Source organism: Glaciimonas immobilis (genome assembly GCF_011947285.1).
Classification (GTDB): domain Bacteria; phylum Pseudomonadota; class Gammaproteobacteria; order Burkholderiales; family Burkholderiaceae_D; genus Glaciimonas; species Glaciimonas immobilis.
In genome coordinates, this window is the sequence record NZ_JAAOZT010000017.1 from 144969 (window position 1) to 162960 (window position 17992).

Genomic DNA, 17992 nt, shown 5'->3' on the forward strand with positions numbered 1-17992 from the left:
AAGTGTCCTCAATTAAAATTTCCAGTTAAGGCTCAAATTTGCTTCCGGCCCTTTCGAAAGGACGCCACTGTATATTTTTCTGACGTAACCGAAGCTATAACTGAGTGCCACGACATCGCTTAAACTAACGCGCTGTTCATAGCCGATCCCGCCAATCGTCCCGGTGCGAAATCCCTCTTCGGCAGAGCGTCCGAGCGAAAATATTAGCTGTTGCCCAAAAGACCTGTCATAACGCTGGTAATTAATCCACTCGTTGGCAAACGATATTTGGGCAGCGCGAACTTTTTTTGGATTGTAGTAAGAAGCATTAGCCAGACTATTGGTAGAAAGGGAAACATCGAGACCGAGCGTTCCCTTATAACGTGGTCCTTCAACTAATTTTGCGGTGCCGCCAATTAATCCATCCCGCCGGATGTTATGGTCCGACATGTTAAGTTGGGAGAAGTCGGCATGCACTGCAAATAACTCGCTGGCGCGATAGGCTGCTCCAATCGCCGCCAACCGGCCGGACACGCGCGCACGTCGCGCCTCCAGAGGCACGTCAACAGGATCAGAATCAAGGCGGATACTATATTTCCAATAATCGTTCAGATCAAACTTTCCTTGCACGGCAATACTCGTTTTAGGATGCATGAAAAATTCTTGCTGAATTTCTCCTTCGACTTCACCCAGACTGGGGATGACATAATCGATGCCAGCACCTAACCGTCGGTAATCCGCGGAATCATTTCTGTTTATTCCCCGCTCAAAATATTCATGAACAAAAGGACGCATCTGGAAATTAATCGGGTGGCCCTTCACTTTCGTGTCCACTATAAAGCCGCGACCATTACCCAAATTTTCTTTGCTGCGGGTACCGCTGACAATGAGTGTTAACTCGTTCATGTCACGTACGGCTTGCGCCCGCGTCAGGTTCTTGACGTCAGTGTCGTCAGGGGTAGAAGCTTGCAGTTGGCTCAGACGCGCTGCCGATGAACGATAGTCGCCCATAGCGGCATCGGCCACCACCATCGCGGTGTTCGCCTGCAGATTGTAAGATTCGCGCTGGGTAATAAAATCGAGTTCCTGCATGGCCCGACGCGGCCAGCCACGCCATAAATATGTTTTTGCCAAAGCTAAGTGTAAAAGCTGGCTATTTGGCGCTTCATTTTGTAATGCGATTAAACGGCTTTGCGCAACGCCCAATCGATTTTCGTAAGCCATTTCCATTATTGCCGCGGTCGCTGACTCAAATTTTTCCTGTGGATCCATCGGTTTAGCAGAAAAGGTTTCTATGTGTTGTTTTGCACCTTTGTAGTCCGACATATCCGCCAACGCATAAAAGAGCCCCATATTGGCATCGAAACTATTTGGATTAGCGATTAAGGCGGCGTTATAAGAACGAACCGATAATTCCGGCTTTTTTTCCGCCAGGTAGGCAGAGCCTGCCGCTTCATGCACGTAACCGGGTATTTCCAATTTATCGCGCTGCAATGTTTCGTAAAGCGCCACCGCCTCGGCTCTGCGCTTTCTATTGTTTAATGCACGTACCAGATCAAAACGCGATCGCTCTGAAAGCGGGTAACGCTTCCAAGTTTCCTCACCCAAATAGATCACGTGATCGTAAGCCGGATATTCCCCACCGGGTGTTGAATGGTAAACTTTTTCGCTCCATCTGATAGCCAGAGCAGTTTGATCTTCGTATAAACGCTGTACCACTTCGCTACTTATATTTGGGTATTGCTTTGCTTCTTCAATTGCGCTGGCCGGTGCTCCAAGGCGCGATATCACCAACAATCTACCTTCACGTGCAGCAGCGTCCTCTGGCGCAATAGCCAGCTGTTGATCATAAGTTTTCAATCGCTCCACTAAATCCTCAGGATCAATAATCACTTGCGGCGTTATAGATAGCGGGAGAGCGCCCGGTTGCTTACTGGCAATTCCCTCAACCCGGTCAGCGGCAAGGGAGGTTTCCGGTTTTGCAGGTACGGCTACCGCATGCAACGGTGCGTTGAAAGCCAGCAGGGTCGTGAGGAGAAAGGATTTCGATTTATTTATCATGGCTTTATAGTCATTTATTTTTTTATGCAATTTTTGGTACCGGCTTTTTTTTCATGCTTTCGGTGTCGATCATTGTCAACGTTCTAAAATATTCATCGCATTTTTTTGCCCGCGTGGAACGGTTTGATTTATCCGCGTTTCGTCCAGCATCAACATCGTGAGCGACGTTGGTCGGTATCGCGTTTTGATGGCTGCTAATCCTCACTGGCACCGTCGTTATTACCGTTATTGTTCATTCTACGGTGACCGATTTTTCAAGGTTGCGCGGCTTATCTACGTCTGCTCCACGTCACCGCTGTGTGGTATACAAAGAATTGCAACGGCATCACATGCAAAATTGGCGACAACATATTGCATCCGGGCGGCAGGTGAATGACGTGTACCCGGTCACAGGGTGATGTCGGTTCCTGCTTCGATAAAAATTTAAAGCTGGCCGCCACGCGTGCGGGCCTCTGCCGGCGATCGCCATCCCGGCTGTTCCCTCGAGACCGGACCCGGCAACCTGGCTTTCCAGATCGGCAACTCTGCATATACTGCGCGACCGTCGTAATTTACCTCCCGCGTGCAGTGCCAGACCACAAGAATCATAACCACGGTATTCAAGGGGTTTTGAACCCTGAAGCAAAATCGGAATGATATTTGTCCTTGTTGATACAGCACCGACGATTCCGCAGATACACAGCCTCCAGCGACCAGAAAAACAATAATTTGATTACCGGCTATAACGATATCAAAAAATTAACTAACGATAAGCCCATTTATATAAAGGGTGATCCATATCAATTGCCCAAAAGTTTGTTGCAGCACGGGACCGAGGTTGTCCCCCGGTATTAAACCGGCAATTATGTTTTCAGGAGAAGGGCAAAAGCGGCGATTGGGCAATTGCCGGTCTGTAAAGATCGCTTTACTACCGGCTTAGAACTGGCCTGAATAGTTGCCCTGCCAGGTAAAAGAAGGGGAAAGAATTACTAGTGACTTCAGGCTGCCTATCGATAGCCCATCGACTCGGTACAATGCAGGTCCAGTAATTGAGAAATGACTGTCCATCCCGCAGCGCGGAGATGGCTGTTTGATGCACGAATTGTGCGCCAGACACAACACAGTAGATAACCTCGTGCTAACTGACGGCCTCATTCGAGCAATCAGAATTGCACGCATTCAGATACGGGAAGCCTATGAACGAGTGCGGCACTTCAACCTAATGTAAGCCAGCTTGCTAACTACTCTTGGGTAACCATCATTGCACGACCAAGTTCAATAATTGCGTACCATCCGCAACCTGATCGCCGACTTCGAACAGCAGTTCCTCAATAACGCCTTCACTTGGCGCTGATATGGTGTGTTCCATTTTCATCGCTTCCATCACAAGTAGCGGTGCCCCTTTTTCAACGGTATCGCCTTTCTTGACGTGAATCGCGACGATCTTGCCCGGCATCGGGGCGGTCAGGCGACCGCCTTCGGTTTCGGCTTCCCCGGCGTGTGCCACTGGATCGGAATAGGTCAGTGTGGTGTGCGAGGCTCCGGTAAATATATGGAACGTGTCGGCTTCGCGCACCACCGTGCCGCGTACGGCCTGACCGTCCAGCGTCAGGCTAAAATCCTTGCTTGCGTACTGGTCATTATTTTTCTGCGCCACGATGCGCATTGCCACACTGCCCTCCCCTGTACCGAGGGTCCAGTGGGTTGAATGGTAACCAATTTGGAGTGCATACTCTTGCGCTTCGTCGGCATAGGTGACCGTGCGCTGCAAGACGCTGTTGAGACGCCAGCCGGAGGTGGCGGACCACGGATTCTCCCCTTTGGTAGTGCGCTGTTCGGCGTCCAGCAACGCAGCACTTGCCAGCGCCAGCACGGATAATGACGCGACCGGTTTGGCAGGGAATAATGTTTCCTGATTCCGCTCAATCAATCCGGTGTCCAAATCGGCCTTTGCAAATGCGGTGCTGCCAATCAACCGTTGCAGAAATGCAATATTGGTGGCCACGCCAACGATTTGATATTCTGCCAGCGCTTGCGCCATGCGTGCCAGTGCTTCAACCCGGGTCGCGCCCCAGACGATCAGCTTGGCGATCATCGGGTCATAGAACGGTGAAATGGCATCGCCTTCACGCACACCGGAATCAATCCTTACGGCGGCAGGATGATTACTTGCCGGATCGTCGTTGCGGGTAAAGGTGACCGCTGAAGGCGTGCGCACATGGCGCAAGGTGCCGATCGATGGCAAGAAACCTTTGTCAGGATTTTCTGCATAAATCCGCGCTTCAATCGCATGACCGTTAATTTGTAACTGTGCCTGGGTCAACGGTAGCGACTCACCCGAGGCCACCCGTAATTGCCACTCGACCAGATCGGTACCAGAAATCATTTCCGTCACTGGATGCTCGACTTGCAACCGCGTATTCATTTCCATGAAATAGAACGAGCCGTCCTGATTGACAATGAATTCCACCGTACCGGCGCCGACATAACCAACCGCTTTGGCCGCCTTGACCGCAGCATCGCCCATGGCCTTGCGGCGTGCCGGACTCATGCCCGGCGCAGGCGCTTCTTCGAGTACTTTTTGGTGGCGGCGCTGAACCGAGCAATCGCGTTCGAACAGATACACGCACTCCCCTTGCTGGTCGGCAAATACCTGAATTTCGATATGGCGGGGACGACTCAGGTATTTTTCAACCAGTACTTTATCGTCACCAAAGCTACTGATTGCTTCGCGCTTGCAAGACACTAACGCGTCCTTGAAGTCGATGCTTTTTTCGACGATGCGCATGCCTTTACCGCCGCCACCGGCGCTGGCTTTCAGCAAGACCGGGTAGTCCATCGCATCGGCCTGGGCGTGTAAAAAGTCGGCGTCCTGATTGTCGCCATGGTAACCGGGGACCAATGGCACATCGGCCTGCTCCATCAAGGTTTTAGCTGCCGACTTGGAACCCATCGCGTCTATCGCCGATGCTGGCGGACCAATAAACACGACCCCGGCAGTTTCGCAGGCGCGGGCGAAGGCGGCATTTTCAGACAGGAAACCGTAACCGGGATGGATCGCCTGCGCGCCGGTAGCTTGGGCTACGGCAAGAATCACATCGGCTTTGAGATAACTGTCACGGGCAGCGGACGGGCCGATTAATACCGCTTCATCGCACATCGCGACGTGCTTGGCATTGGCGTCGGCTTCGGAATAGACGGCGACCGTTTTAATGCCCAGACGACGGGCAGTGGCGGCAACGCGACAGGCGATTTCGCCACGATTGGCGATCAGAATTTTGGTGAACATGGGCGTACTTTCAAGAAGAATGGAATGAGGGTGCCGCAGGTTGACGAAACCGCGCTTACATCCGAAATACGCCAAATCTGGTATCCGCAATCGGCGCATTCAACGCCGCGCTCAATCCCAGCCCCAATACCGTACGGGTATCCGCCGGATCAATTACGCCATCGTCCCACAAGCGCGCGCTGGCATAATACGGATGGCCTTGCACCTCGTACTGATCTTTGATCGGTTGCTTGAATGCCGCTTCCTCTTCGGCACTCCAGCTGCCGCCTTTGGCCTCAATCCCGTCGCGCTTGACGGTCGCCAAGACACCCGCGGCCTGCTCGCCACCCATGACCGAAATCCGGGCATTCGGCCACATCCATAAGAAGCGCGGCGCGAAAGCGCGACCGCACATGCCGTAGTTGCCGGCACCAAAGCTGCCGCCGATGATGACGGTAAATTTCGGCACCGCAGCGGTCGATACAGCAGTCACCATCTTGGCCCCGTTACGTGCAATGCCTTCGTTTTCGTATTTGCGTCCGACCATGAAGCCGTTGATATTCTGCAAGAACACCAGCGGAATCTTGCGCTGGCAGCATAGCTCGATGAAGTGCGTTCCCTTTAGCGCCGACTCCGAGAACAACACGCCATTGTTGGCGATAATGCCGACCGGCATGCCGTGGACATGGGCAAAACCGCACACCAGCGTGGTGCCATAGCGCACCTTGAATTCATCGAAGTCGCTGCCATCAACGATGCGGGCAATGATTTCGCGCACGTCGAACGGTTTGCGGGCATCGGTCGGGATAATGCCGTACAGTTCCTGTGCGGCAAACTGTGGTTCGACTGATTCGCGCATCGCGCCTTGCGATAGTTTGGTCCGGTTCAGATGCGAGACGATCCTGCGCGCCAGCGACAGTGCGTGCAAATCGTTTTGCGCCAGATGATCGGCCACACCGGATAAACGCGTGTGCACGTCGCTACCACCCAAATCTTCGGCGCTGACCACTTCGCCGGTCGCGGCCTTGACCAGCGGCGGACCGGCCAGAAAGATGGTGCCCTGATTCTTGACGATAATCGATTCGTCGCTCATCGCCGGGACATACGCGCCGCCCGCCGTACACGATCCCATGACCACCGCGATTTGCGGAATGCCCTTGGCCGAGAGGTTGGCCTGATTAAAAAAGATCCGACCGAAATGGTCACGGTCCGGAAACACGTCATCCTGATTCGGCAAGTTGGCACCACCGGAATCGACCAGATAGATACATGGCAAGTTGTTCTGATCGGCAATTTCTTGCGCGCGTAAATGCTTTTTGACGGTCACCGGGTAATAGGTACCGCCCTTGACGGTGGCGTCATTGCAGACGATCACGCATTCCTGCCCGCTCACCCGTCCGATACCCGTGATGATTCCGGCAGAAGGTGCAGCTGCTACGCCATGTTGATCCTTATACATGTCATACGCGGCCAGTTGCGAGAACTCCAGAAACGGCGTGCCAGGGTCGAGCAGCATCTGCACCCGGTCGCGTGGTAGCAATTTACCGCGTGCGACGTGTTTGGCGCTGGACGCCGCACCGCCGCCTTGCGCGATCTGGGCAACCTTGGCGTGCAGGTCGTCAACGATCAATTGCATGGCGGCGACGTTGGCTTTGAAGTCGTCGGAACGAGGCGAAAGTTTTGAGGTGAGAGTTGTCATGGTAGGTGTCTAATTATTTTTAATATGCGCATTCCGCTCGCGCTAATCTGGAATTATTTCTGCCTGCACACCCTCCGCCTTGCGTACCCGGCGGAGGGTGTCAAAAATGTCTGCGGCGGCCAAATCTGATGCGGCGTGAAGGACTTTTGGGTTGATTCGTCAATTGCCGTTGATCACGCTGCAACAGCGCTTTTTGCGACGCTCCGATACTGATCCAGTAACAACGCACGCTTTGCATCGGCAGCGTCCATGTTGCGCTCTTTGACGTGACCAAACCCACGAATCTCATCGGGAATATTTGCCAGCTTTATAGCCAGCGCAAGATTCTCACTATTCAGTGAAGTGCTCAATTCATCCACCAGCGAGATATAGTCAGCAATTAACGCACGTTCTTTCTGGCGCTCTTCAGAGTACCCAAATATATCGCAGCGGGTACCGCGCAAACCCTTGCACTTCGCCAGCAATCTAAACGCAGGCAGCATCCATGCACCGAACGTCTGCTTAATCAATTCTCCGTGACCATTGCGCCTGGACAAAAGCGGCGGTGCCAAATGAAATTTGAGTTGATAGTCTTTACCCGGTTCGCCTTCAAATTGCGAGCGCATTTTTTCCAGAAAAGCAGGATCGGCGTACAGGCGCGCTACTTCATATTCATCCTTGTAAGCCATCAATTTGGCCAGGTTACGAACGACCACCTTAGTAAGCGCATGATTAGTAAGCGCACGACCCTGGTCGTCGCCTAATTCTGTTTCTTTGGTACGGATGCGCTCCACCACTGTTCGGTAACGTGCTGCATAGGCCTTATTTTGATATGCCTGCAACAGGCTTTCACGCAACGCAATCGACTTGTCCAGCGACTCCGGCATATGCAAAACCACCGCACTGACGCTAGCCTGCGCAACATCTAGCGCAGAATGGCCATGCTCTGCCAGATAGCGACCGGTATCGAATGCCTGCTTATTTTTTGCGACCGCTACGTCGTTCAACTCGATAGCGCGAATCATGCTTTCGTAAGCAAGTGGCACCCAGCCTTTTTGCCAGGCGTAACCAAGCAATAAAGGATTGGCATAAATCGCATCACCCAGTAAGGTTAGCGCGCATTGATTGGCGTCTAAAAATTCGCAGCTGTCACCAACGCTTTGACGCAAAGCAACGACCGTTTCATCACTTGGAAAACGCCAGTCTGGATTGTTTATAAATGCCGCAGTCGGCGTTTTTGCACTGTTAATGATCGCACGCGTAATATTGTGCCGTGTCTTCGATAGCACGTCGGCCGATACAGAAACAATGGCGTCGCATCCGATGATTAACGCTGCCTCCCCCGTGGCCACGCGGGTTGCATAAATAGCGTCAGGCATGGGCGCAATCTGGATATGGCTGACCACCGCGCCACCTTTTTGCGCCAGTCCGGCCATGTCCAGCACTGTCACGCCCTTGTTCTCAAGATGCGCAGCCATGCCTATCAAACCGCCTATCGTGACAACCCCGGTGCCGCCAACGCCAGTGACCAAAATCCCGTAACCAACTTGTAGAGGTGCGATCGCTGGTCGCGGCAATCCGGCAAAATCCGGTGCGATGCTTGCGTCCTTGGCCTTGACCGCCGGCTTGCGCATTTGTGCGCCTTCGGCGGTAACAAAGCTTGGACAAAATCCATTCACACAAGAGAAATCCTTGTTGCACGAGGACTGATTAATTTTGCGTTTAGTGCCAAGCGGCGTGACCAGCGGCTCGACCGACAGGCAATTTGATTTCACAGAGCAATCGCCGCAACCTTCGCATACCGCATCGTTAATAAATACACGACGCGCAGGATCGGGATAGGTACCGCGTTTGCGGCGGCGACGTTTTTCTGTGGCGCAAGTCTGGTCGTAGATCAGTACCGAGGTGCCGGGTGTATCGCGCAACTGTCGTTGCAGATCATCGAGCTCATCGCGGTGATGCACGGTAACGCCTTCCGGGAGTTTGATTTCGCCGGTATATTTTTCCGGCTCATCGGTGACGATGATAATTTTCTTCGCACCTTCCGCATGCATTTGATGCGCAATCTGCGGCACCGTCAAAATGCCGTCCACCGGTTGACCGCCGGTCATCGCAACCGCGTCATTAAAAAGAATTTTATAGGTCACGTTAGCGTTGGCGGCAATCGCCGCACGAATGGCCAACTGACCGGAATGAAAATAAGTACCGTCCCCAAGATTCACAAAAATATGTTTATCGTGCGTAAAATTCATCTGGCCCAACCACGACACGCCCTCGCCGCCCATCTGACTAAACGTATCGGTGCTGCGGTCCATCCACATCGACATATAGTGGCAACCGATGCCTGCCAGCGCACGCGATCCTTCAGGCACTTTGGTTGAGGTGTTATGCGGACAACCGGAGCAGAACCACGGCGGGCGCTCGGTCACGGTATGCGGCTTGCTGGCGTCGTTCTCTTTCGCTTCAATGATCGCAATCCGCGCTTCAATGCGTGACCGGATATCTTCGGGAAGATTGATCTTGGCCAGTCGTTTGCCAATCGCTTTGGCGATCAGCGCAGGGGACAACTCGTAACGCGCAGGAAGCAGCCAGTCGCCGCGTGGCACCGACCATTCACCGCCTTCGTTATCCCGTTCGTCGAACTTACCATAAACCTTCGGGCGCACGTCGTCGCGCCAGTTGTACAGCTCTTCTTTTAACGCGTATTCCAGAATTTGGCGCTTTTCTTCGACTACCAGAATCTCTTCCAGACCGGTGGCAAACGAGCGCGCATCTTGTGCATCCAGCGGCCAGATGCAACCTACTTTTAACAGGCGGATACCAATTTGGCTACAGGTATCGTCATCCAGTCCGAGTTCTGCCAGTGCCTGCCGGACATCAAGGTAGGCCTTGCCTGCGGTCATGATGCCGATCCGTGCGACCGGGGATTCGATCACGACGCGGTTGAGCTTATTGGCGCGAACGTATGCCAGTGCGGCGTACCATTTATAGTCAAAGAGTCGCGCTTCTTGCGCCAGCGGCGGATCGGGCCAGCGTATGCTGACGCCGCCTTCAGGCATCGTAAAATCGTCCGGTATGACAATCTTGACGCGCTCCGGGTCCATCTCTACCGAGGCTGTAGACTCGACCACATCGGTCACGCATTTCATACCGACCCATAGTCCTGAATAACGGCTCATGGCCCAACCATGCAGACCGTAATCAATATATTCTTGTACGCTCGACGGATACAACACCGGAATCCCGGCAGCGATCAGCGCATGTTCCGACTGATGCGCGACGGAGGATGACTTTGCTGCATGATCGTCGCCCGCCAGTAACAACACACCACCATGCGGGGAGGTTCCGGCGGAATTGGCGTGCTTGAGCACGTCACCGGAGCGATCTACACCCGGGCCTTTGCCGTACCACATGCCAAACACGCCGTCGTGCTTTGCAGTGCCCCACAAAGCGGTTTGCTGCGTTCCCCAAACGGCAGTCGCTGCAAGCTCTTCATTGACGCCAGCCTGAAATACTATGTTATTTTTCGATAGATGTTTTTTTGCCTTCCACAGCGCCAGATCGACCCCACCGAGAGGAGAGCCGCGATAGCCTGATATGTAGCCTGCGGTGTCCAGTCCCTGCAGGCTATCGCGCTGTTTTTGTAACATCGGCAATCGCACCAACGCCTGCGTGCCGCTGATGTAGACACGGCCTTTTTCCAGCGTGTATTTGTCGTCGAGCGAAACCGCCGTTAAAGCTTCCTGCATTGGGATGGATAAGGGAGAATTCACGCGGTTTGCCTCATAATTTTTAATTAGGAGGACAGTATATTTATGCGGTAATCTTCCGTACAACGACAAATAAGCATACTCGGTATCGGAAAAACGCATGGCATCGAATCTCACTCTCAGACAGCTTCGTTATTTTGTTGCCGTGGCGCAGGCAGAACAAATTTCATCGGCAGCAATCCACGAAAACGTCTCGCAATCAACCATCAGTAATGGTGTCATCGCGATTGAAAAAGAACTGGAAGTGCGCTTGTTTGACCGGCTTCCGCAAGGCGTATCGCTGACCGCTGAAGGGCAAGATTTTTTGCGCCATGCCCGGCACATATTGGATTCAGTCCGGGCAGCGGTTGAGAGCCCGCGCTTCAAAGAAAAACCCCTGACGGGAACGGTACGCATTGCTGCGTCCTACACGTTACTGGGCTATTTTTTACCGGACCAGATGGCGCGATTTCGGGCAAGTTATCCCGAGGTCGAGATTCAGCTGCAAGATATGAACCGTCTGGATATTGAAGAAGCTGTGTTGGCGGGAACCGTCGATATCGGCATCGTTATTTTGTCTAACGTTCAGCGTCAGAGTCGCTTTGAGCATGCCGTACTGGTGCGATCCCGGCGTCAGCTTTGGGTAGCGCCGACGCATCCGTTGGCGCAAATACGTTCGCCCTCGCTAAAAGATATTGCCGAGCACCCTTACCTGCTGCTAACCACAGATGAAGGCGAGCATTCGGCATTGCATTATTGGGAGAAGAATCACCTTCATCCAAACATCGTGATGCGTACTGGTTCGATAGAGGCGTTACGCGGTTTGGTCGGTCATGGATTTGGCGTAACCGTGCTGTCGGACATGGTCTATCGCCCGTGGTCACTGGAGGGCAAGCGGATTGAAGCGCGCCCGGTGCTGGATGCAATCCCGCATATGGATGCGGGTATGTTGTGGCGGCGCGAGGCGGAATTTTCGGAAGCGGCGCTAGCGTTTCAGCAGTTTTTAATTCAGTCGTTCGGGGTGTAAAATTACAGTTTCCGTTGAAGTTGAAGTTGACCTTCGCCGTCATAGTGATGCCGATTATTTCGGCTGTCAGTCGGGAATTGTCGGAATACATGTTGGGAATTTATGGTTTATTGCGAGCCATTTGGTGGGTTCGGTTGATCGGTAGCTAAAATGGTTAGTGCTCCGTGGATGCTGGCCGGGAGTGGCCCGGCGGCCAGTTACTTGTTTCTTGCTTCGCCAAGAAAAAGTAACCAAAAAGAAGGCGACCGCAACGACGCTACCCTTCGGGTCCCCAAGCGTTTTAGCCATCAGTCGGGTCGAAATACCAACTCGCTTCGCTCAAACATGTATTCCGACAATTCCCGCCTGATGACTAAAACACTTGGCAGCGCCAATGACGGGGTACGTCAAGGGCCGCTTCAACAGCAACAGCCACTTCAACCGCCACAGCAACAGCAACAGCAAAGGCCGCAACCAAGATAATCAACCATCCAATTAACAAGGCTGCGGCGGTTGCGGTTGCCGTTGACCTGCCCCGTCATAGGTGATGCCGGTTATTTCGGCTGTCAGTCGGGAATTGTCGGAATACATGTTTGAGCGAAGCGAGTTGGTATTTCGACCCGACTGATAGTCGAAATAATTGGGGACCCGACCAAAGGGAGGGCGGCACCTCTGCGGTCGCCTTTTTTTTGGTTACTTATTTTTGGCGAGACAAAAAAAAGTGACTGGCTATCGGGCCACCCCCGATCAGCATCCACGGAGAAAAACCCGTTTCAATTACCAGCAAACTCAAATCCCAATCCCCAATCTCCCCACCGCCCTCACCCTCGACAAAACCCGCTTCAACCCAACCCGATTACGCAACACCCCAATCCCCCTAATCTCAGCCTCAATCAAATCCCCAGGCTGCAAAAAGCGCCCATCCTCCAACCCCACGCCACAAGTAGAGCCAGTAAATATCAAGTCACCCGGCCGCAATTCAATCCGCGCATCCAGATAATTCAACAACTCGTCCATAGGGAAAATCATTTCCCGACTATTGTCGCTCTGGCGCAGCTCGCCATTGATGCTCAGCGAAATATCAAGCTGTGGCTGCCCTGCTCCGCCGAGCGCATCCAGCGTGGTAATCCAAGGCCCGATAGGCGCAGTACGATCCAGCGCCTTTTGCGTAAACAGATCCAGCGAACCGAGTTGCTTGCCCGCATCCCGTGCGCTGATATCGTTGCCGACTGTGTAACCCAACAAGCATGCGCTGGCACACGGCGCGTCTCCCAACGCCGATGCCACCACCGCCACCAGCTCTACTTCATAGTCCAGTTTTGCGGTAACTGCGGGATATTGAATCTCATCGTCAGGATGGATGATCGCGCTTTCCGGCTTGATGTAAGCGATGGTATGCGGCGGTGCTTCCTTGCGCCCCAATCGGGTCAGATGCGTGATGTAATTCAGGCCGACGCCGAACACGCGCGCACCGGGATTAACCGGCGCAAGCAGACGTAAATCGGTCAGATTGCGCACCGTGGGAGTCAAATCCAACATCTCCTGACTGCCGTTGGCTGCGCTTTTTACCCACTCTGCAAAGGGTGCATTCACCTGCTGCGCGGTACCCGCCTCCGAATTGACCAGCGCCCAGAAGCGTGCGCCAGCACCATCTTCTACAAAAGCAATTTTCATGCGACTATCCTCAATGACTTCACGACGCTTTTGGTTTGCTCGCCAGGTACGCTGGATCGAGCACTTCTTCTGGAGTACGGACGCTGGTACCGAGGATAGGCCCGACGATCTCATGTCCCCATAGACTCAAACGCTCCGGGTTCAGTTCAAATCCATCTGGTTGCCACGCTTCTAGTTCGTAGATGGTTTCGATGGCAAAACCTGAGGGTGAAAAGTGATAGAACGAGACACACGGGTCCTGACTATGCTGACCTAGCGTCATCAGTAACGGTATCTCGCGCTTCTTGACGAGGTCATAGGTTTCGCCGACATCGCGCATGCTGTCAACGGTCATGCCCATGTGCTGGATTCCCATGCGACCGGGTGCGTGACCATAGCCGATATCGTGGCTGGTCCAAGTATTGAGCTTGGTATGGAAGAAGCCGGTACGGCCCTTGCCTGCACCTGCGCCATACCATTTGAAGCCCATGATTTTGATGAGGAAGTTTTCCAGTTCTGGCGTGTACTCTGGGGTGATCAGGACTACGTGTCCTAGTCCGCGCTTGCCTGCGACAAACCCGCCGTGCGGGCGGCCCGGTGTGAACGAGCGTGGGGTCCATTTTTGAGCGTAAAACAGTTCGTGCTGATAGCCTACCGGGTCGCGGAAGCGTATCAGTTCTCTTACGCCGCGTAGTTCGCATAGAGCTGCATCGCCGGTGGTTACTTCGATGCCGTTGGCGCGGAATTTTTCTACTGCGTCGATGAATTCAAGGCGGCCTTTGGCTTCCCAGCCGATGTAGGCGAGGCGGTCGATTGGGCCGGGGTGAAACGCAAGACGGTGCCTGCGGTCGTCGGTGCGGAAGTAGAGTGAGTTGGGATCTGTTTCAGCGGATTTAGCGATTTGATAGCCCATTACGTTGGGGCCGTAGTCGCGCCACTCTTCGATTTTTGGGGTTTCGAAACCTAGATAACCTATTCCTATGATGTCCATAACCTTTGTGCCTTAGATATTACGGTTAATTTTGTGCTTAATGAGACTACCGACGTGTGGTGACTATTTAAATATAATTTAAAAAATTTCTTATTTTGGTGTTATCGATTTAGATCGATTGATTGATAACTTGAACGGGTTGCGCTCCGTAGATGCTTGTCGGGGGCGGCCCGACAGCCGGTCACTTTCTTTTGCTTCGCCAAAAGAATAGTAACCAAAGAAAAGGCGACCGCAGAGACGCTGCCCTTCGGGTTCCCAAGCGTTTTAGCCATCAGGCGGGTTGAGAAACCAACTCGCCTTCGGCTCAAACATGTTTCCCAACAATTCCCGCCTGATGGCTAAAACACTTGGCAGCGTCAATGACGGGGTACTACAAGGGCCACTTCAAATTCAAATTCAAATTCAACGTCAAATTCAGCGTCAAATTCAGCGTCAAATTCAATGACAACTGCAACGTCAGCCGCAACCCGGCTGGTTGTATTAAATGGCTAGCAATCCGCCATCCATCACGATATCTGAACCGGTTATAAACGATGCTTCGTCGGAGGCTATGAATAGGGCCATGGCTACTATTTCTTCTGGTTCGCCGGGGCGGTCCATTAGTACGCCGTCTAGTAGTGCTTTGCGCGCTGCCGGGTTTTCCATGAATGCGCGGGTGCCGGGGGTTGCTACGAATCCGGGGCTGATTGATACGGCGCGGATGCCTACGGGTGCGCCTTCTACCGCTAGTTGCCTTGTAAACGACACCACTGCGCCTTTAGCGGCGGAGTGCGCTGCGATGCCTGCTATTTTTGATCCGCCCCATGCTGCGGTGGAGGAAATATTAATTACTACGCCTTTGCGTTGGGCCAGATAATTCCACGCGAATTTGGTCGTATAGAAAATCAGGTCGATCTCGTTGCGCATTGTGTAGCGCCAGTCTTCGACTGACATTTCTGCAATCGGCGCAAATTTTGCGGCTGAAGCGTTGTTGTACAAAATATCGATCTGACCATGTTCGGCTACGGCGCTTTCTATCCACGCCTGCGCTTGTGCAGGGTCGCCCAGATCGACCGGCGCAGAACCGTACAGCTCCAGGCCTTCTTCGCGCAAAATTCGGCGCGTTTCTTCGTGTCCTTCTGCAACCACGTCACAACCGACAACCGTAGCGCCTTCGCGTGCAAAACGCAACGCTGCCGCACGACCTTGCCCCCCACCTGTGCCGGAGATCAGTGCTACTTTTCCTGAAAGCCGTTTCATTACACCTCCTGAAGCTATTGTCTGAAAAGAAGGCGCAAACCCCGCACCGCAATTTAATGCAATTCTACGTCCGCAATCGGACCCCGCCGTGGATCGCTAGTTGAGCGCTAGTTGGGCGCTAGTTGAGCGCTAACTGGATCAACCAAGCAACCGTTAAGCGGACACTTCTTCGATGATGATCGCCTCGGCTGGGCAAGCAGCCGCGCCTTCTTTGGCTTCATTTTCAAACTCGGCCGGGATAAATTCGCCCTCGACATAAACCAAACCCTCAGCGTCGAGTTTGTAGACTTCCGGACAAAGCGTGGCGCATAGGCCGTAACCGCAACAACGACTACGATCAGTAACAATACGAAATTTAACCGGACTACTTTGATTTTCTGAACTCATATCAACTCCTCTTACAGCGCCCCGGCGATGCGCCGGTTACGCAAACAATTTTGAACATATTTAAAATTTGTGTCAATAAAATTGATACACAGTTTACAGTTTGCCGGATGGGCATCCTGCGGGATTTCTGTTGCTTACCGGGCGCAATCCTCCCCCGATCATCTCTTCACATTTAATCTGTCAATGCGCTTTTGATCAGCTATATGGATGCGCCCTGATCAACGCTGAGCTGGCAGGACTTAAACGGTGACCTAAGTAAGATACTAACTAAGACACGCATCACCTTAATCGCGCCAAAAACTGACTTACAACCAAGATATTTGATTTATTTAATATGTACTCCCAGTTCTATTATGAGTCATAATATCGATAAGTGTTCAACTATTTCCACTGTATTTATCTTTGGCTAACGCCATAGCCGATACCGCGGCTACAGCCACACCTCTATCTAAAATCATTTCAGGAGACACGCATGTCACAGACAGCAACCACAACGGTGGCCGCAGATGCAAAACGTTCGGATAGCGTAGGCGATGACTTTGCGCGGGTGAGTGCTACGTTTAGTGGCAATGTTGACAATCCTTTCCCTATCTATCGCGAACGCCGGGCCAACATGCCTGTCATGGTTGGCGATATCGTGACCGAATTCGGTTCGGTAACCTTTACCACGATGCAAAAGCCTCGTCCGGTATACACGCTGTTCCGCTATCACGATGTTATGTCGGTTTTGAAGGACGCCAAAAACTTTAGCAGTGGCTTCCTGATGGAAACTGGCATGGCTTCCTTCATGGACGGTTTTGCGCTGACGGCAATGGACGGCGATGCGCATCGGCAAGCCCGAGGCTTGCTCCAACCATGCTTTGCCCCGGACGTTTTGAAGAATTGGCGTTTAAACCGCATTCAACCGGTTATTCGTGAGGAGTTTGTGGCACCGCTGGTCAGTCGCGGCAAAGCCGAACTGGTGGCAGATATGGCGTTGATGTTCCCAATTCGGGTGATTTACGACCTGATGGGATTTCCCAATGAGCCAGAGTCGCTGTCCAAGTTCGCGTCGGCGGCGCTGCGCATACTTGGCGGCATTTCTCCCGATCCAGAAGCAAAAAAGGCGGCGATGGTCGCTGCAAAAGAGCTGTACGACAGCACTTTGAAAATTGTCCAGGCACGCCGCGCCGCTGGCCTGGATGGCGATGACCTGATTAGTCGCCTGATCCGTTCCAGCTTTGAAGGAAGCTCGCTCACCGATCATCAGATCACGATGTTTACCCGCATGCTGCTACCAGCCGCTGCCGAAACCACCACGCGTACTTTCTCCACGTTAATGACGCTGTTACTGGAGCGTCCCGAACTTTTGGAACGCATCCGCGCCGATCGCAGCCTGATATCAAAGGCCATCGATGAATCCGTGCGTTACGAGCCGGTAGCGACCTTTAAGGTACGCGAGGTCCAGAACGATAGCGTGTTTCAGGGCATCGCTATTCCCAAGGGATCGCTATTATCTCTTTGCGTAGCTTCGGCCAATCGCGATGACGAGGTATTTGAGGATGGCGACACCTTCAATATCGACCGCACCACACGTATGGCGTTCGGCTTTGGATTTGGCCCGCACATGTGCGTCGGCCTGTTCATCGCCAAGGCAGAAATAGAAGTCGCTCTGAACGCGATGCTCGACATGATGCCCGACCTGCGCTTTGATCCTGATTATCCACGCCCTGTTATTCGTGGCATTCAATTGCGCGGCCCCGAAGCGGTTCATGTTGTGTGGACGCCGCAGTGACGTGAAGGGATGAGGAGTCAGTTGTAGCCAGCAATCTGCGCGCGCCAACAGTTTGAAACTTTGGCGCGCAACATATTTAAGAATCATCGCGTTTTAGCCTGAACTGCGTTGTCTTTACGCCATAAAAAAGACACACAGCACGCACCATCACAAAAGCTTATATCGGAATGCTATTTTCAATATAGAATAGTAGGCACTTCTGCGTCTTTGCGATAATGCATCGACACG

The 17992-nt window shown here is 52.9% G+C and carries 11 protein-coding genes and 1 pseudogene; 3 read left to right on the forward strand and 9 right to left on the reverse strand.

Going from position 1 to position 17992, the window contains the following annotated elements:
• Window positions 1-12: 12 nt before the first annotated feature.
• From HAV38_RS20540 to HAV38_RS20555, 5 genes and pseudogenes are all read right to left on the reverse strand, one after another.
• Window positions 13-2040 (reverse strand): PgaA family protein, encoded by a 2028-nt coding sequence (locus tag HAV38_RS20540; protein WP_168057260.1) that lies wholly within the window; start codon window positions 2038-2040, stop codon window positions 13-15.
• Window positions 2041-2503: 463 nt separating this feature from the next.
• A pseudogene (locus HAV38_RS22015) lies at window positions 2504-2716 on the reverse strand (glutamine--fructose-6-phosphate transaminase (isomerizing)); the annotation flags it as partial.
• 561 nt (window positions 2717-3277) lie between these two features.
• Window positions 3278-5308 carry an acetyl/propionyl/methylcrotonyl-CoA carboxylase subunit alpha gene (locus HAV38_RS20545; RefSeq protein ID WP_168057261.1) on the reverse strand — a complete coding sequence of 677 codons (2031 nt, stop codon included), beginning with the start codon at window positions 5306-5308 and terminating at the stop codon, window positions 3278-3280.
• Window positions 5309-5363: 55 nt separating this feature from the next.
• Window positions 5364-6986: a carboxyl transferase domain-containing protein gene (locus HAV38_RS20550; protein ID WP_168057262.1), complete on the reverse strand. Its 1623-nt coding sequence runs from the start codon at window positions 6984-6986 to the stop codon at window positions 5364-5366.
• A gap of 173 nt (window positions 6987-7159) precedes the next feature.
• On the reverse strand, window positions 7160-10738 hold the full coding sequence (locus HAV38_RS20555; RefSeq protein WP_280730159.1) for an indolepyruvate ferredoxin oxidoreductase family protein: 3579 nt from the start codon (window positions 10736-10738) through the stop codon (window positions 7160-7162).
• A 97-nt stretch (window positions 10739-10835) separates the two neighbouring features.
• On the opposite strand from HAV38_RS20555, the gene HAV38_RS20560 reads away from it, so the two are divergent.
• Window positions 10836-11741 carry a LysR family transcriptional regulator gene (locus HAV38_RS20560; protein WP_168057264.1) on the forward strand — a complete coding sequence of 302 codons (906 nt, stop codon included), beginning with the start codon at window positions 10836-10838 and terminating at the stop codon, window positions 11739-11741.
• Between the two features lie 150 nt (window positions 11742-11891).
• Window positions 11892-12203: a hypothetical protein gene (locus tag HAV38_RS20565; RefSeq protein ID WP_168057265.1), complete on the forward strand. Its 312-nt coding sequence runs from the start codon at window positions 11892-11894 to the stop codon at window positions 12201-12203.
• A 306-nt stretch (window positions 12204-12509) separates the two neighbouring features.
• On the opposite strand, the gene HAV38_RS20570 is transcribed toward HAV38_RS20565, so the two are convergent.
• The 4 genes from HAV38_RS20570 to HAV38_RS20585 all read right to left on the reverse strand — a co-directional run bounded on the left by HAV38_RS20570 (window position 12510) and on the right by HAV38_RS20585 (window position 15990).
• Window positions 12510-13394 (reverse strand): fumarylacetoacetate hydrolase family protein, encoded by an 885-nt coding sequence (locus HAV38_RS20570; protein ID WP_168057266.1) that lies wholly within the window; start codon window positions 13392-13394, stop codon window positions 12510-12512.
• 19 nt (window positions 13395-13413) lie between these two features.
• Window positions 13414-14364, reverse strand: a complete 951-nt coding sequence (locus tag HAV38_RS20575; RefSeq protein WP_168057267.1) for a VOC family protein — start codon at window positions 14362-14364, stop codon at window positions 13414-13416.
• A gap of 480 nt (window positions 14365-14844) precedes the next feature.
• Window positions 14845-15603: an SDR family NAD(P)-dependent oxidoreductase gene (locus HAV38_RS20580; RefSeq protein WP_168057268.1), complete on the reverse strand. Its 759-nt coding sequence runs from the start codon at window positions 15601-15603 to the stop codon at window positions 14845-14847.
• Window positions 15604-15756: 153 nt separating this feature from the next.
• Window positions 15757-15990 carry a ferredoxin gene (locus tag HAV38_RS20585; RefSeq protein WP_168057269.1) on the reverse strand — a complete coding sequence of 78 codons (234 nt, stop codon included), beginning with the start codon at window positions 15988-15990 and terminating at the stop codon, window positions 15757-15759.
• Between the two features lie 472 nt (window positions 15991-16462).
• Here HAV38_RS20585 and HAV38_RS20590 point away from each other — a divergent pair, with 472 nt between their 5' ends.
• The gene (locus tag HAV38_RS20590; protein WP_168057270.1) at window positions 16463-17764 is read left to right on the forward strand and encodes a cytochrome P450; all 1302 of its coding nucleotides are present in this window, start codon (window positions 16463-16465) and stop codon (window positions 17762-17764) included.
• Window positions 17765-17992 lie beyond the last annotated feature (228 nt).